This is a genomic window from Vibrio chagasii (genome assembly GCF_002954585.1).
Taxonomy (GTDB): Bacteria; Pseudomonadota; Gammaproteobacteria; order Enterobacterales; family Vibrionaceae; genus Vibrio; species Vibrio chagasii_A.
Map to the genome: position 1 here is coordinate 478384 of NZ_MSCI01000001.1, position 24457 is coordinate 502840.

Genomic DNA, 24457 nt, shown 5'->3' on the forward strand with positions numbered 1-24457 from the left:
AGCGTTAATCTGAGTACAGTGCGCCGTCTTTTAAAAAGGGTTCGGTATGTACAAGCTATTGATCTCAATCGCTGTATTGTGTGTTAGCGCTTTTTCTCCTGCATTTTATGCTAACGACTGGGATGTTAAACAAGTCCTAGTATTACACTCCTACGAACCTTCCTATCAATGGACCGCAGATTTCCAAAAGGGGATCGATAACGCGTTCAAGCAATCCCATGGCGAAGTAAAACTCTCTATCGAGTATTTAGATACTAAACGTATTCATAACCAAGACTACTACGACTCTCTCGTGGATTACTTCGAAGCAAAATATTCAGGTTATGAGTTTGATGGGGGTATCGCGACTGATGATAATGCCGCTAATTTCCTTGAGTCACTAGGTGCAATCATAGATCGTTCAACACCTGTTGTTGCCGTTGGTATTAATGACTTAAACACAGACATGTACACCGTGAGCGACAAAGCGACTGTGCTTTATGAGAATGATCATATTGATATTAATATCGAGCTTATTTCTCAGCTACGTCCAAATATCAAGAACTTATACTTTGTAAATGATTACAGTGTCACGTCTCAACTAATCCGTAAAGAAGTTCATAAAGTCATGGCGGGTTATCCACAAATCAATCTTGTGGAAATCAGCAATCAAGCTTTAGAACAGGCGGGTGAGTATTTGAAAAATATCTCTCCCGATGATGCAGTGCTGATTAGTCACTACAACACCGAATTGACGCAAGGTGTTTACCACTCTTATACCGAAATTGCAGAAACCATATCTCAGGCGAGCGCTGCACCCGTATTCGCACTTTGGCAGTTTTACATTCTTGGGGATGTTCTTGGCGGATATGTGAATCATTCACAAAGTATGGGTGAACAAGCGGTCGATGCATTGGATAAGTACGTCCCACTTGGTTTTAAAAGCTCGTTAGTACCCGGTGATAACATACGTTTTGTATTCAATTACGATGCGATGAAAAAGTTCGGATTGCGTGAAAGTACATTTCCAGAAGATTCGGTAATCATTAACGAACCTTCATCTTTCATACGTAAGAACTTCCAGTTGCTGTTGGGCTTAACCATGGTAATCGCAGGCTTGAGTTTGATTATCGTGATGCAATTTATCACCTTACGTCAGAAAAAAGAGTTAGCCAAAAAGAACAAACGGATTCTAGCGCTGCAAAAACAGACGTTAAATGTACAAAAAGAGATGATTCATGTCTTAGGTGAAGCCATTGAGACTCGTTCAGGCGAGACTGGCAATCACGTAAAACGCGTTGCCAAATTGTCAGCACTGTTAGCTAAACACAGCAGCTTGAGTCATAGAGAAGTCGAGATGATAGAGATCATCAGCCCAATGCACGATGTCGGCGAAATCTCGGTTCCTGAGGCTATTCTCGATAAACCGGGTAAGCTAACCGAGCAAGAGTTGGAGGTAATGAAGCTTCATACCACTGCGGGTTATAATTTATTGAAGAGCGGTGCGGGTGATATTACTAACCTCGCGGCGATTATTGCCAATGATCATCATGAGCGTTGGGACGGTGCTGGTTATCCAAATGGTAAAGCGGGTCAGGAGATTCATTTGTTCGCGCGTATTACCGCTGTAGCGGACGTATTTGATGCGTTGCTGAGCGCACGTTGTTACAAAGAACCTTGGTCTTTAGATATGGTTGTCGATTTATTCGAACGCGAGTGCGGTTATCAATTCGACCCACAACTCACTCGATTACTTCTAAAACATTTGCCTGAATTTGTCGCGATACTTGATACTTATCCTGACACCGCAGCTTTTGAATATACCTTCAAGGTAGAAGGTAAATCCAAAGTCGAAGAAGAATCGGCAGTCAGTTAGTACTTTGTACAACGATTTTGTATTCTAATATTTATATTTTCTCCTATTAGCTTCAGTTTTTTGTAAAGCTTTCAGGCATTGATACTGCGAGTCTGGTGATCATTTGATGAAAACTGTTGCTTATGGCGGCTCAGAAGGTGATCTGCTGCATATTTTGCGAAGAGAAATAAGCGTGCATCCACAAACTGTTACCTCAGTCATCCCTCACTTTGGAAGAACCCTATAGGATAAAACTTGGATTTAATCTGAGTGAGAGAACTATGCGGTTAGAACAGACTAAATGTGTGATATTTGATTGCGACGGCACGCTTATCGACAGTGAAAAGCTGTGCTGCCAAGCCTTAGTCAATGTTTTCAGCGAATTTGGCGCCGAGCTAAACCTCAACGACTGCTACGCTCACTTTCAAGGGGGAAAGCTAGCCGATATTTTAATGGACACACAGACACGCCTGGGTCTGTCTGTCTCCATTGACACACTAGAGCCATTATATCGAGCAGAACTAGAAGCACTGTTTCAACGTCACCTAAAGCCAATGGATGGAGCCGTTGAACTGATTGAATTTCTGAAGAATCAAGACATAGAATTTTGTATCGCTTCAAACGCACCTAAATCTCGTGTTGAATCTTCCCTTGCGATGACTGGTATGCTCGACGATTTTAAAGGTAAGGTGTTTTCAGCATTCGATGCAAATAGCTGGAAGCCAGAACCTGACTTGATCATGTACACAGCAATGAATATGGGCTTTTTGCCCAATGAGTGTATTTATGTTGATGATACCTTGAAAGGCATAGAAGCAGGGGTCCGAGCTGGCATTCAGTCATTTAGGTTAAGACCAAATCTAGACGAATCAGTAAATGGCAATCCAAAAGCCGACACAGCAGAGCTAGCGGCTCAGGACATCTATAGTTTGGAAGAGATTTCTCTCTGGATTAATGGCAAGCACTGCTCAAGTGGTGATAAACCGAACTCTGCAGCTTTGGTGGGTTAGCGCCTAGTTGAAGGCTGAGTACTTTACTAAATTGTTTAGTGTGAAACCCGCAGGATGCGCAAGTAAACTTCTCTCCACTTTCTGAAAGTAGGTATTCGTCATGTTGGCATAAAGGGCATGTCACGTCTTCGATGTTTGGTGCTTCTGTTTTATTCATTATGTGTCACCTGCAGCAAGAGGGTAAGCGAAAATAAGACCCGTATAGATAGACTACTCTCAAGCTCGTTTATTAGACAGTTTTGCTCCTTTATATTCTCTCCTTTGCGACTTGCTTCATGGTAATGATAACTTCATCGTTAGTCGGCGGATTTTTCTCATGGTATTAACGCCATCCAACAAAAAAGGACTCATGTGAGCCCTTATTTGTTGTTGCCCCTTTGCTCTATAAACGAGATGATTCTTTCGCGGGAGCTAGGTGCCTGTTATCTACAAACGTTTAGGTGCGATATCTCGCCAATGTCTGCGATAGGGTTACAGACGCTTGTGTCAGCTTAGACACGCCATTCGATGAGTTTTGTGCCACATCTTTAATCACATCTGATTGACTGCGAATATCGTTAAGTTCAGCTGCAATAGTATTTGCCACGTTGCTTTGTTCATCCGCTGATGTGGCGATTTGAATACTCATATCCATCAGCGCTTGAGCTGAATCGGCGATTGAGTTTACGTCTTCACCGATATTAGAAATCAACTGGCTGCTAGTTTGTGCTTGGTCGACCGTTTGCTCAGTGATCTTAGCGATATTTCGGCTCTCTTGTTGCAAACGCTCAATCATCGCTTGGATTTCTACCGTGGCAGACTGAGTTCTGCTTGCAAGCGTTCTTACCTCATCGGCAACAACTGCAAACCCTCGACCTTGTTCTCCAGCACGAGCGGCTTCGATCGCTGCGTTGAGTGCTAACAGATTTGTTTGCTCTGAGATCGCGTTAATTGTGGTGATAACTTCATTAATTTGGCTAGTGTTAACGTTCAGGCTTGTTACTGAAGAAGAGGTTTGCTCAATCAAAGAGGAAAGTGTAGTGATCTCTGAGATCGCTTGCTGAACTTTAGCGTGGCTGTCATTGATTTGTTGTGCGTCTTGCTCAGTTTGCTCGGTAGAGCGTGCGGAAATGTTAGACACTTCATTCGCTGAAGCCGTCATCTGATCCATAGCCGTTGCAACAGAATCTAGAGAAGCGTTCTGACTCATGATTTGTGTTTCGCTGCGTTTCATCTCAGCTTCGAAGGAAGAAGAGGTTTCACTAAGCGTTGCAGCACTTTGATTAACATTGTTAACAAGCTCCGACAACGTATCCATTGAACGATCTAGTGCGCAGCCGATCGTACCGAATTCATCGCGTCCAGGGTGGAAGCCGAGTCGTGAGGTTAAATCACCGTCACCAATCTTTTGAGTGGTTGTGTAAAGTACCCAAAGTGCACCACCTAAGAAAGTAGCGACCCAGTAGCAGAAAAGACCAAAAGGCACACACCATAAAAAGCTGAGTAATAAGGTGTACAGTGCTTGCTGCTTTTGGTTTTGAATATCGTTGTTAGAAACGGTTAATGAGTAATAATTGCCATCATTAGCGATTGCCGTTGCAGTCACAACACCATTATTTGAAATCGTAGTTTGTTGTGGACGAGGTTGTTGAGTAATGCCACTCACGTTAGTAGGGTTGCCTGATGCTGACAAAATGCCTTGGAGTTTATACTCGGCTTGATGCTTTGCACTAGCGTTAATATATTCCACTTTATTAACGTAATTTAAGCCTGACAAGCTTGCCACAGCGGCGAGAAAGATTAAGAAAATAACCCAAAATTTGTCGTTAATAGACATTTTGATAAACAGTTTGTCTATCGTTCGAAATTGTACTTCTTTCATAAAAACTCCACGGTAAATCCTTTACCGTGGACTCTAAATAACCGACTTCAATAAAAATGTGATGTACGCCGAGTAATTGTGAAAACTAATGATATAGACATTCCATAAATGAGAGCTTGATCGCCCATATCATTAGTGAATTGCTTTATTTGCCGAGTGAGGGTAATAACCCTACAGATATAAGGATTTGAATTGCAATGATAAATACACCAACGCCACCCGCTAAAAACAGTGCTTTGCTCCCGCCCAAAACTTGGTAATTAGGTTGTGAGCCGTTAGTCGCAATAGTGAAATCTGTGTAGCGTACTTTGTAGACCATGACAGTAGGTAAAAGAATAGCTAATACAGAAAGTGCGATGGCTGCGTAACCCAAAGCCATGATAAAGCCTTGTGGGTAAAATAGCGCAAAGCCGAGCGGTGGTAAGAAAGTAATAACGGCAGTCTTTACTCGTTTTGCACTGCCTAGTTTATTGCTTAATGAGTCGCCCATAAATTCGAACAGACCCAAGCTAACACCGATAAAAGACGTAAGAAGAGCGAGATCGGCAAACACACCGACGATCACACTTAGATTTGATTGATGCACAGTTTGCGACAGCGATACCAAAAGTGCACCCAAGCTAGTGTCAGAAAGTAACTGCTCTTGGCTCACAACACCTAAAGTAACGCCTTGCCAAAAAATGTAGATAACTAAAGGTAACGCGGAACCTACAATCATAACTTTGCGTAGAGAGCGTACATCACCATCAAGGTATCTTACGATAGAAGGGATACTGCCGTGGAAGCCGAAAGAGGTGAACACGACTGGAATTGCCGCAACAATCAGACCTTGCTGTAGTGGCATGCTTAATAGGTATTGAGAAGTGATGTTAGGTGCTAAGAAGCTCAGAACCAAAACCATCGCGACCAGTTTTAGCCCAAATAATACACGGTTAACCTTATCAACACTGTGCGTACCAATAGTTACAACACCAGCCACCAACAATGTAAACAGCAAAGTCGTCACTTGGCCATTGAGCTCAATTCCTGCGATGTCGGCAATTCGTTGATTAAACTGCGCACCACCGCCTGCGATGTAAGCGGCGCACAGTGCGTAAAATAGAAACATAACTGCGAAGCTCGCAATCCACTTTCCCTTTGTTCCTAAAATCGTGTGAGTCAAAGTGTGTAGGGTGGCATCAGATTCAACGAATTGGTGTAGCTCCACCATTAATAACGCTGTAAATGCCATTAGTGCCCATAAACCAAGCATCAAGAAAAGTGAAGTTGAAAAGCCAATACCTGCAGAAGCAAGAGGAAGAGCGAGCATGCCGGCACCAATTGTTGTGCCAGCAATGATCAAAGTACTACCAAAAACCTTTGATTTATTCATTGTATATAATTCTTTACGTTAGGGGGTGTTTTCATTGTAATTCTTCTAGCTTAAGCGCATAAACCCAAAGAATATCTCGATTTTGGAGTATTCTGATTCAGTTTAATTCCAATTGCAATGGTTAATGTAATCTAAAGTATCCACTGTAAATTTATGTGTACGATGGTGTTGTTCGGGGGCGAAAAACGAGGTGAGCAAACGTTTGACCATGATCGGCTTCAAAATAATTAGAGTAATTTGTTGTACTTAATGTATGGTGGCAGTACATATGTCGTTCGCGTATACCACTTTAACGTAGATAACCGTTAATGATCGCGAGTAGCTTCAAGCTATAAATATGGAATGGGTAGAGTAGAGTGCGTTCATCAAAGTGACATAATATAAGTCCAAGATGGTGCACTGGTTAATTGGACATAACGTCCACATCAAGGAATAGAGGGGGCACTATGAGTGACCAATCTTTAAATGACGAAAGTCTAGAGTTGTTAGATGCTATGGAAATTGGCATTGATTTATCTGACTACGAACAGACAGTTAAACAGTTAGCTGAAGAACTTTTCCCATCTTCTTACTAACGTTTCATTTCAATTCTTATACTGAGCAAATCTGATTCGCTCACTCGTCATACCAAAAGCTATCCTCATTAAAGTTCGCGAAGATAAACAAGTACGTTTACCATGTTACTTAGTTCTCGACACTTTAATGAGGTTCAATGAACTTTCTCGCACACCTTCATATCGCCAAATACTGTGACAGCGACCTAGCAGGAAACTTGTTAGGTGATTTTGTGAAAGGCGACCCAAATAAACACTATTCAGATTCGCTTTCTGATGGCATTCGACTTCATCGGTTTGTAGACAGCTATACAGACAGGCACGATGTTTCTCGTTCAGCTAAATCACTCTTTTCAAATCAGACGAAACGCTTTGCACCTATCGCACTCGATGTATTCTGGGATCACTGTTTAGCCAATCATTGGGCCAATTTTTCTAAGCAATCACTAGAGCGTTTTTGTTTCGATAGCCATCAACAAATATTTGATCATCAAGAACCTCATTGGCCGGAAAGCTTTGTGTTCATTCATCAGAAAATGGCAGAACAACGCTGGTTGGAGAGTTACCAGGATATGGAGTCCATTGAAATGGTGTTACAGCGAATGGCGTTGAGAAGGCCAAAGCTTGGCATGCTAAAAGCGTGCTACGCTGACTTGGAAAACCATTATGATACGTTGCAGTGTCACTTTAATGAGCTTTATCCCATGGTTTTAAAGGAAGCAAGCGAGTTTAATACGCTTCAATTGAAGAAAAATCAAAAGGAAAGGTAAACAGCGTAATGTAGGTTTGCTACAATCCGCGCCTATTTAATCTTTGAGCATCTTACTATGTCTGAATCTACCAAATCTTTTAATCAATTAGGATTGTCTGATCACCTACTTGCTACGCTAGAAGAACTGAACTTCACGGCTCCAACCAGTGTTCAAGAACAAGCGATTCCTTTGGTTTTAGAGGGCAAAGATGTACTGGCTGGTGCTCAAACGGGTACAGGTAAAACGGCGGCTTTTGGCTTGCCAATTATTCAAAGATTACTTGCCACTAAAGATAATGTAATTCCAAATCCTAAGCTGGTCCGCGCCTTGGTTTTAGTGCCAACCCGTGAGCTTGCGCAACAGGTGTTTGATAACGTATCTAGTTATGCAAAAGGTGCCGATCTTAAAGTGGTCGTAGCCTACGGTGGTGTAAGTATGAAGGTTCAAACTGATAACCTTCGTCAAGGCGCTGACATTTTAGTCGCGACACCGGGTCGTTTAATTGATCACATGTTTACTAAAAATATCATGCTAAGCCAAACAGAAGTATTGGTACTTGATGAAGCGGACCGCATGCTAGACATGGGCTTCATGCCCGACATTAAACGCATTCTTTCGCGTATGAATGATGTTCGTCAAACTCTGTTCTTCTCAGCAACGTTTGATAACAAGATTAAGGCGATTGCACATCGTATGATGCAGTCACCAAGTGAAATCCAAGTAACGCCAACTAACAGCACTGCTGAGACAGTTAAGCAGATGGTTTACCCAGTCGATAAAAAGCGTAAAAGCGAACTACTGGCGTACTTAATTGGCTCAAACAATTGGCAACAAGTATTGGTTTTCACCAAGACTAAGCAGGGCACTGATGCGTTGGTTAAAGAGCTTAAGCTAGATGGGATCAAAGCGGCGTCAATCAACGGTGATAAAAGCCAAGGTGCACGTCAAAAAGCTCTCGATGATTTTAAATCAGGTAAAGTAAGAGCATTAATTGCAACTGATGTTGCAGCTCGTGGTATTGATATTCAGCAGCTCGAGCAAGTGGTGAACTATGATATGCCTTACAAAGCTGAGGACTATGTTCACCGTATTGGTCGTACAGGCCGTGCTGGTAAAAGTGGTTTAGCAATCTCTCTTATGAGCCATGACGAAGAGTACTTACTTGGCGCAATTGAACGCTTACTTGATACTCGTCTGCCGCAAGAGTGGCTAAAAGGTTTTGAACCTAGCTTAGAACAAGATGTTTCTCCTGACCGAGGTGGGCGTAGCAAGAGCCGCTCGTCAGAAAAGCGTAAGATGAAAGCAAAGCTTAAGATTCACCAAAACCGTGGTAAAGCCCGCCGATAAGCAGCACTATTTTATTTTATAAATGAACTCATACGCGCAGTTACAGAATCAGGTAATAACGCGTATGTTTTTCAAAATAACTGTACTAAATGCTTATTAATAGTGGTATTACTCGTATTTCCATATACAAGGTATATCATACATAAGCTCTTCAATAGAAATAGGATTTAAGGCCCACTTACAATCCACATTGAACTTCTCTATCATTTGCTCGTTAAACATTCTCCAGTGGTTTAACAGTGCTCCTTCCTGGGAAGTTTTCACTCCGTCAGCATTCCATGCTCTCTCCATGAATGGGGTTAAGCAAACAGCGCCGTTTGCATACATAAGCATTTGCCATTTTATTTCATAGATACTGACGGGCTTTTGAGAGGACAGAGCGTTATGTGCGTTAGCTAGGCTTGAAAGCTCGTGCTCAACAGTATCTACGTTGCTTATAAAGTAGTCAATTAAACTATCTTCTTGCTTCACTGCGTAAGAGAGGAACTGTATTGGTTTTTTTGAGTGGACCATTGTAGTGAATAGACGCATAACGAATAAGTAAATAGAAACGTTTGGCGAGGCATCTTTAGGTAACTCTGCCATTATTTTATTTATATAACGCTGAATGTAGTCATGTAAACAATCACTTACCGCATACCAGATCCTATCTTTACTGCCAAAATGATGTCGGATCAAGCTATGTGATACGCCAGCTTTTTCACTAATATTACGTAACGACACGCGCTCGTAGCCTAAATCGCAAAACATCTCAGCCGCAACTCTCAATATTTGAAATCGAGTTTCTTCAGCGTCTTTTGCGCTTCTTCTACCTTGTTTCTTTTCAGTCATCTTCAATTCACAGATTTATCTAATTACCACATTCTACACTGTTTTTACTCAAATAAAAAATACTGCACAGTTGGAAAGTAAAACTTGAGAATCTGAAGGTTTTTAATATACTGCACATCTGTGTAGTAAATCATAATAATTAAATGGAGACGCAAAATGCAATCCAAGGTGTCTATTCAAGCCAAAGCGAGTAAGCAATTAGGTGCGGTGGTCTTTGCACTGTTACTCGCAGGTTCGCTGAGCGGATGTAATAAAGTTCAGTCAGAAGAAAATGCTCAGGTTATTCCGCCTGTAAAGTTATTTGAAATACCTCCGAGAACGGATGTTGAAACCGATAGTTTTATCGCAAAGATCGATGCGACTGAACGTGCTGCATTGTCGTTCAGAGTAGGAGGCGACATTGATTTATTTAATGTTCGTATGGGACAAAATGTTAAGAAAGGAGAGGTTTTAGCAGTATTAGACCCAACGGATTACCGAATTGCAGTCGATGCAGCGCAAGCTAAATTCGACTTAGCCAATAGTCAATACAAACAGGTATCAGAGTTGTACTCGAAAAAGCTTGTGAGTGCCGATTATTACGACCAAGCCGTTAACACCTATACGACTGCTGAAGTTGAGTTAGAGCAAGCGAAAACAAACCTTGATTACACCACGTTAGTTGCACCATTTGATGGCGTGGTTTCCATGGTGTTTGGTAAGCAATATCAATTAATTGCCGAGAAACAGCCTGTTGTTAATATTTTGAATAATGATGAAATGGATGTGAGGTTTTCTATTCCAGTTTCTAAACTTGAAGACCGCTCGATTCAAGATTTTGTCGGTTCAAATATGTGGGTAGTAATGGATAGCCATCGTGGTGTTCGTATTCCTACACGCTTTAAAGAAATTTCTACTCAACCAGACGAAGATACCAACAGTTATCAAGCGGTGGTCTCTTTCGAAAAACCTGAAGCTATCAATCTACTGTCGGGTATGACAGCGCAAGTTGAAGTGCAGAAAAACAGATCAGAATTGGGCATTGTCATTGTTGATTCAGCTTGGTTAGACAAAGACGAGAAATATGGTGAGTTGTGGCGTTACAACGCCGATTCACAATTGATTTCTAAAGTTAAAGTGACCCTGAATAAACAAGGGAATGTGGTTGATGGTCTTTCGTCTGGCGACCTAATTGTTGAAGCAGGCGTTGATGTTTTATATGAAGGACAACAAGTAAAAGCATGGCTACATGAGGAAGGTATTTAATGAATTGTCTTAATTCAATCTCGGTTTTAGCATCAATCCTTTTTTTACAGGCTTGTAACGATAGAACACTGCATCGAGCTCCCGCCCCACTGTTGGCTTCTACTTTTGAAGTGGGCACACCATTGACCGAACAAAACCGAAGTTTCAATGGTCAGGCAATGCCAGCAGAACTTACATCACTCTCATTCAAGCTTGCTGGTGAGATTCAACAAGTAATGGTAGAAGCCGGTGATGTTGTAGAAAAAGGGCAGCTGCTCGCAACCTTAGATAATGTGATTTACATCCAAGAGCTGACTAACGCTAAATCACAGTTTGAACTCGCCACGAAGCAACTCGCGCGAGGTAACGAAATGCTTACCAATAAAATGGTATCGCAATCTGAGCTCGATCAGTTAACAGCTAACTATAAACTAGCCTCCGCTAATTTGGCATCAGCGGAGCGAAAGCTCGACTATACTAGGCTGCTTGCACCGTTTTCAGGCACCGTTTCGACCGTGAACAAACAACGTTTTGAAAACGCGACACCGGGTGAAACGTTATTAAGCTTGTACCAAAACGACAAAGTGTATGTGCGTATACAGGTATCAGATTCGTTCTTAGCGTCAATTAGCCCTGACATGCGTTCGAATAGCTATCGTCCGAAGGCGACATTTGGTGGACACAAAGGGGAATACCCGCTGACATATTTGGAACATACCAGTGAACTGCACCCACAATCTCGCACTTACGAGTTTTGGATGCAGATGAAACAGCCTGAAAGTGAAATTCTACCAGGAACAAGCGCGACAGTTAATTTCGACATGGCCAATGCTGGTCTTAATGTTGTTCAAGGTTACCAATTGCCAATGACAACACTCGCAGCGTGCGTAGAAGCGAACCAGTTTTGCGTTTGGAAAATAGAGAATGGACAAGCCTTCAAGAGTGAAGTCGAAGTCGAAAAAATCAGTGGTCAAGGCGCATTAATTTCGCATGGCGTTGAACGAGGTGACGTGCTTATAAATTCGAGTCTAGAAAAATTGCGTGAAGGAATGTATTTATTAGGAAAAGCAAAATGAACATTGCAGAATATTCAATTAAAAACAAAGTTATCAGTTGGTTATTTCTTTTCATTTTATTCGTCGGCGGCATAACGTCTTTTGGCAATCTCTCCCGTCTAGAAGACCCAGCTTTCACCATTAAAGATGCATTGATAATTTCAACTTACCCAGGCGCAACATCAATGGAAGTTGAAGAGGAACTAACCTACCCGTTGGAAAAGGCAATAAGACAACTTCCCTATATTGATAAGATCACTTCTACTTCATCCGATGGTATGTCGCAAATTAAAGTAACTATGAAAAAAGTTTACAGTGCGAACGAGTTACCTCAAATCTGGGACGAGATGAGAAGAAAAATTAATGATTTAAAAGAAAGTTTGCCGAAAGGTGTGAGTTCCTTGCAGGTTATTGATGACTTCGGTGACGTATTCGGTGTGATGCTCATGTTAACTGGATATGGTTATGATCAGATAGAGCTCAAACATTATGCAGATTATCTAACGCGTGAAATAGAATTGGTTGATGGTGTCGGTAAAGTAAGTATCACTGGCGATCAAGAAGAACAACTGTTTGTCGAGTTGTCACTGGAGCAGTTGGCGGCATTGAATCTAGATATTTCTACGGTGACCTCCTTATTAGCAAATCAGAACAGAGTAATATCGGCCGGTGAAATCATGGTGAATGGGCAAAGCCTCACTATCAAACCTAGCGGAACTTTGAGCACAGTTGAAGAATTAGAGAACCTAATCATTCATGGTCGTGACACTGGCAATCTAATTCGATTAAAAGATGTTGCCGAGGTTACACGCGGTGTGCAGGAAAAGCCGGTAAATGTATTAACGTACAATGGTCAACCAGCGATAAATATAGGTATTGCTTTCTCATCTGGCGTAAACGTGGTGGAGGTTGGCAAATCTTTAGATGCTGAACTTGAGCGCTTAAAAAGTATTAAGCCCGCAGGTGTACATTTAGATTACTTCTATAACCAGCCTTTAGAAGTCGACCGTGCGGTTACTAATTTTCTGATTGGCTTAGCGCAAGCCGTAGCGATTGTGATATTTGTTTTGTTTTTCGCTATGGGTCTGCGCAGTGGTTTGCTCATTGGTGTGGTGCTATTACTTACAGTATTTGGTACTTTTATTTTGATGGATTTTAACAACGTTGAATTGCACCGAATCTCGTTGGGGGCGTTAATTATTGCATTGGGCATGCTAGTCGATAATGCGATTGTGGTTGTAGAAGGAATACTGGTAGGTATCAAAAAAGGGAAGACTAAGCTTCAAGCAATTAAAGAAGTTGTTAGTCAGAGTCAGTGGCCTTTATTGGGCGCAACCATAATTTCAATCACTGCTTTTGCTCCAATTGGCTTATCAAATGACCCAACCGGTGAGTTTATGAATTCACTATTTTGGGTACTGTGTTTCTCGTTGTTTTTAAGTTGGATTACGGCACTCACAATAACGCCATTTCTTGCTGAAATGTTGTTCAATGAAGAGAGTCAGGAAGACGGACATTCGGAACCATATAAGGGTATTTTATTCGCAGCGTTCAGTACGTTTTTAGAGATCGCTCTGCGTTTCAGGTGGCTAACCGTTGTTAGCATGATTTCGTTGCTTGTACTATCGATTATGGCTTTTGGTATGGTCAAGAAGCAGTTTTTTCCGACCCCAGCAACACCAATATTTTTTGTTAATATGTGGATGCCAGAAGGCACAGATATTCGTGAAACGATTAACCAGGCTGAAAAAGTTGAACGCTTTATTCGTAAACAAGAAGACGTAGAGTTTGTAACAGCTACAGTCGGTCGGGGTATGCAACGTTTTATGTTGACTTATCAACCTGAACAAAGCTACGAGGCCTACACTCAGTTTCAAATACGGACGACAGATCGAGAGAGTATGTTTGAGGTCATCAGAGTCTTGGATGCAGAATTAAGCCGAAAATTTGAATTTCCTACATTTCAGTTGAAACTTTTAGATTTTGGTCCGTCACCAACGTCAAAAATTGAAGCTCGCATTATTGGACCAGATCCTCAAGTTCTCCGAAGCATCGCAGTTAGGGTTGAAAATATACTATTAGCTGACCAAGGAGCTAAAAATGTTCGTCATGACTGGCGAGAACGAACCAAAGAGCTTGTTCCATTATTCAATGAGTCCAAAGCGCGTAGTTATGGTATATCCAAAGTAGAGTTATCTAAAGCATTAAAAATGACATTTGGAGGTGTAGATATAGGGTTGATACGTGATGGTACTCATAAACTACCGATCATTGCACGTCTCCCTGAAAGCGAACGCCTCGACTATGATTCGCTTCATAACGTTAAAATATGGAGCCCATTGCTACAAAACTATATACCTGTTGAACAATTGATTGATGGTGTAGAGCTGAAATGGTCTGAACCATTAATTCAGCGTCGAGATAGAAAACGTACTTTAACCGTTCTTGCTGATCACGATATATTGGGTAGTGAAACAGCTGCTAGCTTGTATGCAAGAGTAAAGCCAGAGATTGAAAAGATCAAACTGCCAGATGGATACAGTCTGGAGTGGGGGGGAGAGTATGAAACATCAACCGATGCCAAGTCATCACTATTTAATTCTCTCCCAAAAGGTTACCTTTTGATGTTTATTGTGACCATATTCTTATTTAATTCAGTTCGTAAACCACTCATCATTTGGTTAATGGTACCACTGTCTATTATCGGAGTTTCGTTTGGACTTCTTGCGACCAATCTTCCTTTCAGTTTTACTGCGATTTTGGGCTTATTAAGCCTCAGCGGTATGATTCTGAAGAACGGTATTGTACTGCTTGATCAGATCAACAGTGAACTTGCTACAGGTAAAGATCCATACTTAGCGGTTGTTGACAGTGCGATTAGTCGCGTACGTCCAGTATCTATGGCTGCACTTACGACAATCTTAGGCATGATCCCCTTGGTATTCGATGCATTTTTTGGCTCGATGGCGATTACCATCATGGCAGGTTTAGGCTTTGCCACAGTACTAACGCTAATAGTAGTACCTGTGATGTTCGCTATCCTATATAGAATCAAACCGTCCACTGCGGGTTATTAGGGATTGATATAAAAAAGATTCTTTTAAGCCAGCCCAGTCAATTTTGACTGGGCTTTTTTGTGTCAAATTGAATTTAAAATGCTCAGGCGAGAGCAAACCGGAGCCAAAGCCGAGCATTAAGTGGTATTGGGATTCAATCAGTACTGAGTAGAGTGAAAAAAGGAGGAGGCGAATTACATGGCAAGTTGTAAGTCGAGTTCAATCGATTGTGGCATCGCTAAGTGGTAGCCCTGGAACATATCAAATCCTAATTCCTGCATACTTTCTAGCTGTTGCTGAGTTTCAATACCTTCAATCACCGTTTTCGCGTTGATCGACTCAGCAAGAGACATAGCAAGCTCCATATCGGACGTATCGCCCTCCTCAAACTTAAGCATGACGGAGCGGTCGACTTTAATGATGTGAGGGGCAATATGTAACACGCGGCTTTCTGTAGATGCTTGAGTGCCGAAGTCATCGACAGCGATTTGGAAGCCGTTGTCTGCAAGGGAGGTTGCTGCCAATTTGAGCTTTTCTTCACTATCGACGCTTAGTTCAACGAGTTCCATGACAATTTGGTCACAGGATAGGTTTAATTCGTGGAGTCTTTTAGCCAATAAGCTTTCGCTTACTTTTTGTGCGGCAAAGAGTTCGCCTACATTTGGCAGAACATTCAAAAAGAGTTGAAGGTGACGGACCGTCGATTGAGCAAAGTTACGGATATGAATTGCGCGACTCAACCTTTCAACGTTTATTTTATCCGCATTAGAGGTTTCGTCTGAATGAAAGAAGTGATCAGGGCGAACACTTTCGCCATTACTATTAGAGATTCGCACTAAAGCCTCTACACCTATTTGACACATAGAACGGTCAAATATAGGTTGATAGACGCTTCTTAGAGTGAGGTCTTGATATTTAGCAATAAACTGCATATCGGCATCTACTGATATACAGCTAATAAATTCACTTCTGTCTGATAAAATCATATTCGCTAGTAAGGGGGTAATTCATTGACGGACATAAAAGTCACGGCTGTCACAATATTGACAGGTGTAAGTAAATTGTCAATTAATAAAACTTATTTGCCGGATCAATGTATAAATAAATATAATTAACGAAAAATCAGCATGATAATGGATGTTAGTCATTAAAGTTACTTATTATTAACCACAATTAATAGTTTTTGTGAATCAATCAGCTGAGTAACATTGTCCATATCATGATGCACCAATTTAAGGCAATACGGGCTATACACAAGAGAAAAGTAGGGTTAAAGGACCAGACTACGAGTGAATGTCAAAGTTGTAAAATCGAACAGCTTTGATCTTTGCATAGAAATGATATCTACTTCTCAAAATACATTAAAAACACCAAGTTGTTATTATTTAACCTAAGTTAACTTTTGGATAAATAATGAGCGCATGAAAAATAGATTTTTTTAAAATATTGGGATGAAGGTCTAGAATTTGTATTTTAAGTACAAAGAGAAAAACTGACCGATATTTTATTGCCACTGAAGTACCGCATAAAGCTGAAGGTACTTGCGGACTAATTGCTGATTAACTGAACGTTTTAAGGGATGGCCAAATTTTATAAAACAGGGGCTAATCCTAAAGTTATTGTTTAGGTCAGCAGCGAATTGAGAATCGCTCTCTCTAAGTGTAATACCTTGCTGGCTGTACTCGTTTATCTCATCAGGCAACTCGCCCATCCACCAGTGCAGTAACTCTCCACTATTCTTGCTGCGGCTAATCCAATGGTCAGACACGATAATCAAGAGGTCATTGGGTTGAATTGCAAACCCATACTCCTGTTGCCAGTTATGAATATCTAACATCAATTTTTTACGACAGGTCTTTCCCGCGCTGACCATATGATGGCTGATCATCCAGACGGTCCCGATCTCAGACGAGATTCGAAAGTGTCGTGGGTTATCTCCAGAAGAAAGCATTTCTAAAGGACTGATGTTACTTGCATGATTAAAGGTAATGAAGGTGTGCTCCATTCGGCGTGCAAATGCCTTGCCTATGTGATGTTCACTGATCCCTTGGTTGTGCACAGTAGGGTAATGGTGTTCACAAAGCTTTAGGCAATCGTCTTGAAACTGATTAACGCTTTTAATCACGAGATCTAATAACAATGAAGTCCCTTATACATAGTTACTATCTTATTGATGGGCAATAGTACGGTAATTGATGTGCCATTACCTATTAGCAAAGTCCGAGTTCTTGATCCCTATATCAAAATTAGCGTTTGCCGAGCGATTTTCTGGATAGCACTGGCACTTCGTAGGCCTGTATTCTAAATTATGAGGAATTCTAATCAGTTAGATGGATTTGGTTAGTTAGCTAAGTAGCTGCGAGTTAACTTAAGCTTAGTCAGTTAATCAGAATTCTTCTACTTACATTTTATTTGGACACGTTAATGACCATTCAATTAGATTCGAAACAGAAGTCAGAACTTACCCATACGCTTCAGAAGTACCTTCAGGATGAACTTGATGTGGAACTTGGTCAGTTCGACGCTGAATTCTTGGTTGACTTCATCAGTAAAAAGTTTGGTGCGGTTTACTACAACAAGGGGATAGAAGACGCACAAAAGGTTATGGAACGAAAGATGATGGATATCTCAGATGAGCTTTATGAGATTGAGCAAATCGTTGAAATCTAACGTTGTGTCCAAACTTGTTCAAAAATTTTGAATAACTCGTTTAATTTGAAATGATGTTACCAATGTAAAGCTTGGTAAATACTATGTTACAGAAACTTAGTGTAGGGTACGCTTTGAAAACTACACGACTCGTTAACTTTCGGAATAGATGTATGGAAAACAACGTTAGAAATTACAACCCTTTAGCAAGAGCGATGCATTGGATTTCAGCGCTAACAATTTTTGGTTTATTTGGCGTTGGCCTGTGGATGGTTGACCTTTCATATTACAGCGAGTGGTACAAAACAGCACCAGACTACCATCGTTCGGTAGGCATTCTTTTGGCTGTTGTTACTGTAGTTCGCTTGGTTTGGAAGTTAGTTACCGCGTCACCGAAAGTAGAAGGTAAAGCTTACGAAGTTGTAGCTGCGAAAATTGCTCATGGCTTTATGTACCTTAACTTAGCGGTTTTATTTATTTCTGGTTATTTGATTTCTACATCAGATGGTCGTGGGATCGATGTTTTCAATTGGTTCACCGTGCCTAGTATGGGCGAACTATTTGCAAATCAATCTGATCTTGCAGGAACGGTTCACTACTATGCTGCCTGGGTACTGATCATTATGGCATCAGTGCACGCCTTAGCGGCGATAAAACACCACGTTATCGACAAAGACGATACGCTACGAAAAATGATAGGAGCTTCAAAATGAAAAAGTCAATTATCGCTACAGGATTAGCATTCGCTATGGCAATGCCTTTCGCTGCTAACGCTGCTGATTACGTGATTGATACAAAAGGTGCACACGCATCAGTTAACTTTAAAGTTAGCCACCTAGGTTACAGCTTTATCCAAGGGCGTTTTAACACATTCTCTGGTGATTTCTCGTATGACGCAAACAACGTTGAAGCATCAAAAGTAAACGTTGTTGTTGATACAACGAGTCTAGACTCTAACCATGCTGAGCGTGATAAGCACATTCGTAGCTCTGATTTCATTGACGCTGGTAAGTTCTCAGATGCTACATTCAACAGCACGAAAGTTGTTGATAAAGGCGACGGCAAACTTGAAGTTATGGGTGATCTTAAACTTCACGGTGTAACTAAGCCAATCGTTATCGAAGCTGAATTCATCGGTGCTGGTCAAGACCCATGGGGCGGTGAGCGTGCTGGTTTCGTTGGTACAACTCGCCTAGAACTTGCTGACTTCAACATTCCAGTAATGGGTGCTTCAAGCTATGTAGATATGGATCTACACGTTGAAGGTATCAAGAAATAATCTCGCAATTAGTGGGCGTTTGTAGGTATCAATCTTTTAGCGAATTTCAAAGTTCACTAGATACCTAAACACGACAATTTGAAATAACGAAAGGCGCAAAGTATTCACTTTGCGCCTTTTTATTAACGTAAATGGCAACGCGTTTTGATCTGTTTTGTGTCAAATCTTTAGTAGCGTCTTAAGCCACCATTTACTATTAGTCAGTCAACGTTGCTATGACTGATCCATTTACGTAAGCGACTAATCCCTAATCGATTACCTTTACCTTCGCACATCGCATTGCTAGCTAAATTATTCCTAGCTAAACCGTTGTCAGTTTGACGATTAACTAGTTATGCTGTTTCTAATTCAGCTTCAGCAACCACGTTTAGACGATCACCGTAAATAGGGCGAAGTGCTTGCATCACCTCAGTTCGAGTGAGAACACCCACCATTACACCGTTTTCTAATACTGGAAGCATGTGTGGTTGGCTTACTTTCATCGCTTTAGCTCGTTCCTCTAGAGAAAGAGAAGTCAGTCGAGTCGCAAAGCCCATGCTAGTAGTAGGGTACAGTTGCTCTTTGTCGATACATAGGAACTCAGCCACATCAACTAGCTTGTCGTTTGCATCGATGGCCACAACGTCACGGCTCATTAGGTCTACGACTTTTTGGCCTTTAGTTGGGATGTAGTCTTGGCACCATAAGTCAACCATTACGTCATGAACAGAGAAGATACCAACAAGACGACCTTCAACGTCGCAAACAGGAGCGCTAACAAGTTGAGCGTCTAAAAGTGAATCAATTGCCACTGATGTAGGCATCTCTACGCTTAGTGTAATTGGCTGAGTGTTCATGATTTGCTTGATAGTTGTTGCTGTGTTCATAGTGATTTCCTTAACTGACGTGATTTCTGTTGTTTGTGTAATAGCGGTAATTTTTGCTGCTTTTAGTTGTGGACGACGGTAAATGCTCCAGTTGGCTAAGCCGACCAACACCGAGCCACCCACGATGTTGCCGATTGTCACGGGTATTAAGTTTGCAGTGACAAATTGCATGATGTTTAAGTCTGCGTATTGAGCTGGCGTTGCACCGATTTGTAACCAAAAGCTTTCTGGTGCGAATGCTTGAATCGAGATGCCTAGAGGCACCATGAACATATTCGCCACACAGTGTTCAAAGCCTGAGCTAACAAACATTGCTACGGGTAGCACGGTCATCATGGCTTTGGTCATTGCGTTTGTCGAGCTGAACGTTAACCAAATAGCTAAACACACCAATAAGTTACAAAGCACACCCAAAGCGAAAGCTTGAACAGGGCTGTGGTGTAGTTTGTGTTGAGCAATATTTAGAGCGTTTAAACCCCATTGCCCGCCATCCAACTGATAAAGACCTGCCGCGCTTACTAAGGCCAGAAGGAACATGGCACCGATAAAGTTGCCAACATACACCTTGCCCCAGATAGACAGCATTTTAGTGAAGGTAATTTGCTTGTTGGCCCACGAGATGCTTGATAACACTGAGCTAGTAAATAGCTCACCACCACAAATCACAATCAAGATTAAACCCATACTGAACGCGAGCCCGCCAGCTAAGCGGCTTAAACCCCATCCAGCATCTGCGCTGCCTGTGGTCACAGTGATGTAGAATAAAAAAGCAAGCCCGATGAATGCACCAGCCATGATCGCTAAACTTAAAGTCATGCTGCTGGTTTTATTTGCTTTGCTTAATGCAAACTTTTCTGCTTCCGCCATCATTTCAGTTGGTGAGAACAGTTGATGATTTTCAGAAGTGCTGGTTGCCATATCCCCCCCTTGAACAATCCGTCATATGTAATTCCTAGTGTTAATGACTTGCTTAATCCGTAATGGTTAAGCAGTGATGGTTAAGCAGTGATGTTTTGCAGGTCTCATTGTGTCCTGCCATTCCAGATTAGGGGGGTGGTCGATAGAGGTAAAATTGATAATTTTTAAAAACCACATCAAATTTATTGATATAGCTTGGGTTACGAGTAGAATGAAATTGATTGCTCATCGGCTTAACAAAAACAGAGCAATAGGACACTGATAATTAAAAGAATTAAGGATGAAATTTGCGTTATTCATTAAAGCAGCTCGGGGTATTTGATGCAGTAGCCGATTCCGGGAGTGTAAGTATTGCGGCGGACAAGTTGGCGTTGACTCAATCTGCGACAAGTATGTCTCTTGCACAGTTGGAAAAAATGCTTGGTAGGCCTTTATTTGAAAGGCAAGGTAAGCAAATGGCGCTTACTCACTGGGGTATGTGGCTGAGACCAAAAGCGAAGCGTTTGCTGCAAGATGCCCAGCAAATTGAAATGGGATTTTACGAGCAGCATTTATTGAGTGGAGAGCTCAAATTAGGTGCGAGTCAAACGCCTGCAGAACACCTCGTTCCAGACCTCATCAGTATTATTGATAATGACTTTCCAGAGATGCGAATCTCGCTCGGCGTACAAAGTACCGACGCAGTTATCGATGGGGTGTTAGATTACAAATATGACCTCGGCGTTATCGAAGGTCGCTGCGATGACAGCCGAGTTCATCAAGAAGTTTGGTGTACCGACCATCTAACGGTTGTGGCTGCGGCTCATCATCCATTTGCGAAGCGTGAACGTGTCAGCTTGGCCCAGTTAGAACAAGCAAAGTGGGTGTTGCGTGAACACGGCTCTGGTACTCGCAAAGTTTTTGATAGCTCTATTCATCATTTAATTGGCGATCTCGATGTTTGGCGAGAGTATGAACACGTTCCCGTTTTAAGAAGTCTGGTAGTAAACGGTCCATATTTAACGTGCTTACCTTATCTCGATGTCGAGCAGTTTGTTGAATCTGGCCAACTGGTTACTTTAAATGTGCCCGAGCTAGAAATGGAACGTACGCTTTCATTCATTTGGCGTGCAGACATGGCAGAAAACCCGCTTGCTGAATGTATTAAGCGCGAAGGCAAGCGCATGATGAAAGGCAAACCGTCCGTTCTATAGCGGCAATTTGATAAAATGCTAATAACCAAATGTGTTGAATAAGCGATTCCGGTCTCTATCTGGTGATAAATGCACATTCGCGTACATTATTAATGTGATCACGATCGTCCAAAAGAAGGCGTTCTTACCATAGTATGCTTACTTGATTTTAAGTGAGGCTAAAACCGGTTACGTTTAATAACGTAATCAGGCTTTAGAAATAGTATGAGTACATTAGTCGCGATTTCATTAACAACAGGTATTTTGTCAGGTCTTTGGGGATGGATAGCTATCTCTTTTGGCTTATTGTCATGGGCGGGTTTCTTAGGTTGCACCAGCTATTTTGCTTCGCCAACCGGTGGTGTTAAAGGGTTGGCGGGTAGCTTATTAACCAACATGACAGGCGTATTCTGGGCAATGGTAATCATCGAAAGCTCTACCTTCGCTGGGTTAGAGATTCTCGGCTATGTAATTACTGCTATTGTCGCTTTCTTTATGTGTATTCAAGCAAAACAAGCGTGGTTAGGATATATCCCAGGAACCTTCATTGGTTGTTGCGCGACATTTGCTGCAGGTGGTGATTGGCAACTGGTTGTGCCTTCTTTGCTGCTTGGTGGCGTGTTTGGATACTTAATGAAAGCAACGGGCTTGTGGCTTCACGCAAAATCAACTCAATCTTCGGAAGTGGTTGAACAACACGCTAAGCAAGCAAAAGCCTAACGAATACGTTAAGCAATGATGCTCTAGTTACTGTGAACTCTTGCAAGATAACCCCCAATTAATTTGTATATCAATTTATACAGGCACACCATTTGGTGTGCCTTTTTTGATTTTGGTGGTTGTAATAATTCACTTAGCTTTTTCGCAGAAGTACTTATACCGTCTATCAGTACAGCTAAAGACCTAGGTATTCCCGTTTGCCATGGTGATCACTCGTTTTAACGTCCACCTCAACAGAAGTGGGATACATTCTTGGCCGCGATCTTCACAGTGAGAAACAATCGCCAAAGCGAGGTCAGGTTTTGCATGTTTCTTCAATACTTTAGCCACCACTTTTTTCGGTGGAATAGGGTGGTCATATGGGATCTTAACCATGTCCCTGAAAAAGCTTTCAAACCCATTCATATACAAATAGTGTTCGATGTCTTTATCAGGTAGCTCGGTTAAGCGGTGACGCTCTTGGTCGTTACCTAGCTTAGAATGAACGGTTGCGGCGTACTTTTTACCTGCCGCATCACCATCAGTAACTACGTGCCAATCAATTCCAAACTCTTGTGCGACTTTAATTAGCGCTTTTAGTCCAGACTGTGCAAACTCAATGATCTGTACACCTTCGGCTGCAAGGTTATATCCGCATTGATTGGCCAACTCGTTAAACAGCCAAACCTCTGTTTCTCCTTCGACTAACAACCAACATCGAGCGAACAGTGCACCAGAGCGGTGGAACCGAATATGGAAACCAATTCGCCTTAGTTCATCTTTACTAAAGTGATTCATGTTCAATTGATTGGCGATGGTTTTGTCTGATTGACGAACCAAACGGCGAATTGATTGCAATGGAACTGCGGCCAGTAACTCACCACTGTTGGTCGTGAGGATTTTCTGCATTGGCAACTTTTGCATCAGGCTCCAGGCTCTTGCTAAGTGAGTAGGGTGCAATCGACCTTCGGGATCTTCGAGGATCAAAAGTGGACGTGCACAACGCCTCAATTCGTTTGGCCCTTTGGCTTGGAGATAAGCGTTTAATAAACCCATAAACAACAGGCGTGTTTGTTTATTATTGGTTTCTTCTACCAGCTGATGGATACTCTGGTCGTTAGCACCAGCAGAATAGAGCAATCCATCCCTTTGCTTTCTTGGGTTACGACGAGAATTACTTTTGAAAGAAAAGTAGTGTTCAACCAAGCTTTGCATTGACTGTAAGCTACTACGCATCTCACCTTTGTTTACATGGCCAGGGATCGCCATTAGACGACGGCAGGTATTATCGATTCGTTTTTCGATTCTGGCTTGGCGCGGGTTACCATTATTGCCATTGCCATTGCCATTGCCATTGCCATTGCCATTGCCGTTGTTTGAACTTCCGTTTCCGTTTGGCGTAACCGACTTAGCGTTGAAAGGGCGATCAAAATGCCTTGCATCGCGTAAGCGAATGACTGGATGCAAGGTCATCAATTCTTGTGCGAGCTTTTCTGAATGGTGCAGTTTGAGAGGATTACCATCTAACCCTAAGAATGCATAGTGGGTAGTGGTTTCGTATTGCTCCAACGTCGCGCTGATTCGGTAATAAATGCGATAAACACCAAATTCGTCTTGGACCCAGATGGGCTTGAGCTTGCGGTAACGGCCTGCATTCAATTCGCTCTTGTCGTTGGCTTTGAGCGACAGAACTATTTGGAGGTGTTGAGACTGCGGGTGTGAAACTGAGTAATCGACATGAAAATCGGTCATTTCAAAGTGGTATGGCACACCGTCTGAAGGAAGAACGACGGAAAGAGCATCAAGTAATGAAGACTTACCCCAAGTATTTTCACCAATAAGCGTGGTTAGCTCGTCAAACGCCAATGACATGCGCTTGATACCTCGAAAGCCAGAAATCTCGATTCTTTCTAGTTGCATAGGCTTACTCCTAACGGAAGGCTCTGCTAATTGTTTGAAAGCTAACAGATATCTTTAA

Annotated in this window: 20 protein-coding genes; 13 read left to right on the forward strand and 7 right to left on the reverse strand. The window is 41.9% G+C overall.

Annotated elements, in window-relative coordinates; translation table 11 throughout:
• Nucleotides 1-46: 46 nt before the first annotated feature.
• Together BTO10_RS02340 and BTO10_RS02345 are read left to right on the forward strand one after the other, a co-directional pair.
• Entirely contained in the window at nt 47-1855 is a 1809-nt protein-coding gene (locus BTO10_RS02340) for an HD domain-containing phosphohydrolase (protein WP_105023432.1), read from the forward strand.
• A 260-nt stretch (nt 1856-2115) separates the two neighbouring features.
• The gene (locus BTO10_RS02345; protein WP_105023433.1) at nt 2116-2844 is read left to right on the forward strand and encodes an HAD-IA family hydrolase; all 729 of its coding nucleotides are present in this window, start codon (nt 2116-2118) and stop codon (nt 2842-2844) included.
• A 436-nt stretch (nt 2845-3280) separates the two neighbouring features.
• Here the strand turns inward: BTO10_RS02345 and BTO10_RS02355 are convergent, their stop codons facing one another.
• Nucleotides 3281-4705 carry a methyl-accepting chemotaxis protein gene (locus BTO10_RS02355; RefSeq protein WP_105023434.1) on the reverse strand — a complete coding sequence of 475 codons (1425 nt, stop codon included), beginning with the start codon at nt 4703-4705 and terminating at the stop codon, nt 3281-3283.
• Between the two features lie 145 nt (nt 4706-4850).
• A complete protein-coding gene (locus BTO10_RS02360; protein WP_105023435.1) occupies nt 4851-6077 on the reverse strand; it encodes an aromatic amino acid transport family protein in 1227 nt (408 codons plus the stop codon).
• 446 nt (nt 6078-6523) lie between these two features.
• Here BTO10_RS02360 and BTO10_RS23670 point away from each other — a divergent pair, with 446 nt between their 5' ends.
• From BTO10_RS23670 to BTO10_RS02370, 3 genes are all read left to right on the forward strand, one after another.
• Complete coding sequence (locus BTO10_RS23670; protein WP_258096962.1) at nt 6524-6652, forward strand: hypothetical protein; 129 nt, start codon at nt 6524-6526, stop codon at nt 6650-6652.
• A gap of 137 nt (nt 6653-6789) precedes the next feature.
• Nucleotides 6790-7401, forward strand: a complete 612-nt coding sequence (locus BTO10_RS02365; RefSeq protein ID WP_105023436.1) for an acyl carrier protein phosphodiesterase — start codon at nt 6790-6792, stop codon at nt 7399-7401.
• A gap of 57 nt (nt 7402-7458) precedes the next feature.
• A complete protein-coding gene (locus tag BTO10_RS02370) occupies nt 7459-8730 on the forward strand; it encodes a DEAD/DEAH box helicase (RefSeq protein WP_105023437.1) in 1272 nt (423 codons plus the stop codon).
• 108 nt (nt 8731-8838) lie between these two features.
• Here BTO10_RS02370 and BTO10_RS02375 read toward each other — a convergent pair whose 3' ends face one another.
• Entirely contained in the window at nt 8839-9561 is a 723-nt protein-coding gene (locus BTO10_RS02375) for a TetR/AcrR family transcriptional regulator (RefSeq protein WP_105023438.1), read from the reverse strand.
• Between the two features lie 156 nt (nt 9562-9717).
• On the opposite strand from BTO10_RS02375, the gene BTO10_RS02380 reads away from it, so the two are divergent.
• Genes BTO10_RS02380 through BTO10_RS02390 form a run of 3 tightly spaced genes read left to right on the forward strand, consistent with a single transcriptional unit; the run spans nt 9718 to nt 14917 of the window.
• Nucleotides 9718-10806, forward strand: a complete 1089-nt coding sequence (locus tag BTO10_RS02380) for an efflux RND transporter periplasmic adaptor subunit (RefSeq protein ID WP_105023439.1) — start codon at nt 9718-9720, stop codon at nt 10804-10806.
• Nucleotides 10806-11861, forward strand: a complete 1056-nt coding sequence (locus BTO10_RS02385) for an efflux RND transporter periplasmic adaptor subunit (RefSeq protein WP_105023440.1) — start codon at nt 10806-10808, stop codon at nt 11859-11861. Before BTO10_RS02380 ends, BTO10_RS02385 begins: the two co-directional genes overlap by 1 nt.
• A complete protein-coding gene (locus BTO10_RS02390) occupies nt 11858-14917 on the forward strand; it encodes an efflux RND transporter permease subunit (RefSeq protein ID WP_105023441.1) in 3060 nt (1019 codons plus the stop codon). The genes BTO10_RS02385 and BTO10_RS02390 overlap by 4 nt, the downstream gene beginning before the upstream one ends.
• A gap of 173 nt (nt 14918-15090) precedes the next feature.
• Here BTO10_RS02390 and BTO10_RS02395 read toward each other — a convergent pair whose 3' ends face one another.
• Together BTO10_RS02395 and BTO10_RS02400 are read right to left on the reverse strand one after the other, a co-directional pair.
• Nucleotides 15091-15828: an EAL domain-containing protein gene (locus BTO10_RS02395; protein WP_105023442.1), complete on the reverse strand. Its 738-nt coding sequence runs from the start codon at nt 15826-15828 to the stop codon at nt 15091-15093.
• Nucleotides 15829-16400: 572 nt separating this feature from the next.
• Complete coding sequence (locus BTO10_RS02400; RefSeq protein ID WP_105023443.1) at nt 16401-17036, reverse strand: hypothetical protein; 636 nt, start codon at nt 17034-17036, stop codon at nt 16401-16403.
• A 284-nt stretch (nt 17037-17320) separates the two neighbouring features.
• Here BTO10_RS02400 and BTO10_RS02405 point away from each other — a divergent pair, with 284 nt between their 5' ends.
• The 3 genes from BTO10_RS02405 to BTO10_RS02415 all read left to right on the forward strand — a co-directional run bounded on the left by BTO10_RS02405 (nt 17321) and on the right by BTO10_RS02415 (nt 18824).
• Entirely contained in the window at nt 17321-17566 is a 246-nt protein-coding gene (locus BTO10_RS02405; protein WP_004738077.1) for a DUF2164 domain-containing protein, read from the forward strand.
• A gap of 152 nt (nt 17567-17718) precedes the next feature.
• Nucleotides 17719-18258: a cytochrome b gene (locus BTO10_RS02410; protein WP_102423165.1), complete on the forward strand. Its 540-nt coding sequence runs from the start codon at nt 17719-17721 to the stop codon at nt 18256-18258.
• Entirely contained in the window at nt 18255-18824 is a 570-nt protein-coding gene (locus tag BTO10_RS02415) for a YceI family protein (RefSeq protein ID WP_004738072.1), read from the forward strand. The genes BTO10_RS02410 and BTO10_RS02415 overlap by 4 nt, the downstream gene beginning before the upstream one ends.
• Before the next feature lie 332 nt (nt 18825-19156).
• On the opposite strand, the gene focA is transcribed toward BTO10_RS02415, so the two are convergent.
• Nucleotides 19157-20608 (reverse strand): formate transporter FocA, encoded by a 1452-nt coding sequence (gene focA, locus BTO10_RS02420; RefSeq protein ID WP_105023444.1) that lies wholly within the window; start codon nt 20606-20608, stop codon nt 19157-19159.
• Nucleotides 20609-20895: 287 nt separating this feature from the next.
• On the opposite strand from focA, the gene BTO10_RS02425 reads away from it, so the two are divergent.
• Nucleotides 20896-21801, forward strand: coding sequence for a LysR substrate-binding domain-containing protein (locus BTO10_RS02425; RefSeq protein ID WP_105023445.1), 906 nt, complete (start codon nt 20896-20898; stop codon nt 21799-21801).
• Nucleotides 21802-22005: 204 nt separating this feature from the next.
• On the forward strand, nt 22006-22500 hold the full coding sequence (locus BTO10_RS02430) for a DUF1097 domain-containing protein (RefSeq protein WP_004738068.1): 495 nt from the start codon (nt 22006-22008) through the stop codon (nt 22498-22500).
• 183 nt (nt 22501-22683) lie between these two features.
• Here BTO10_RS02430 and BTO10_RS02435 read toward each other — a convergent pair whose 3' ends face one another.
• On the reverse strand, nt 22684-24399 hold the full coding sequence (locus BTO10_RS02435) for an ATP-dependent endonuclease (RefSeq protein ID WP_105023446.1): 1716 nt from the start codon (nt 24397-24399) through the stop codon (nt 22684-22686).
• Nucleotides 24400-24457 lie beyond the last annotated feature (58 nt).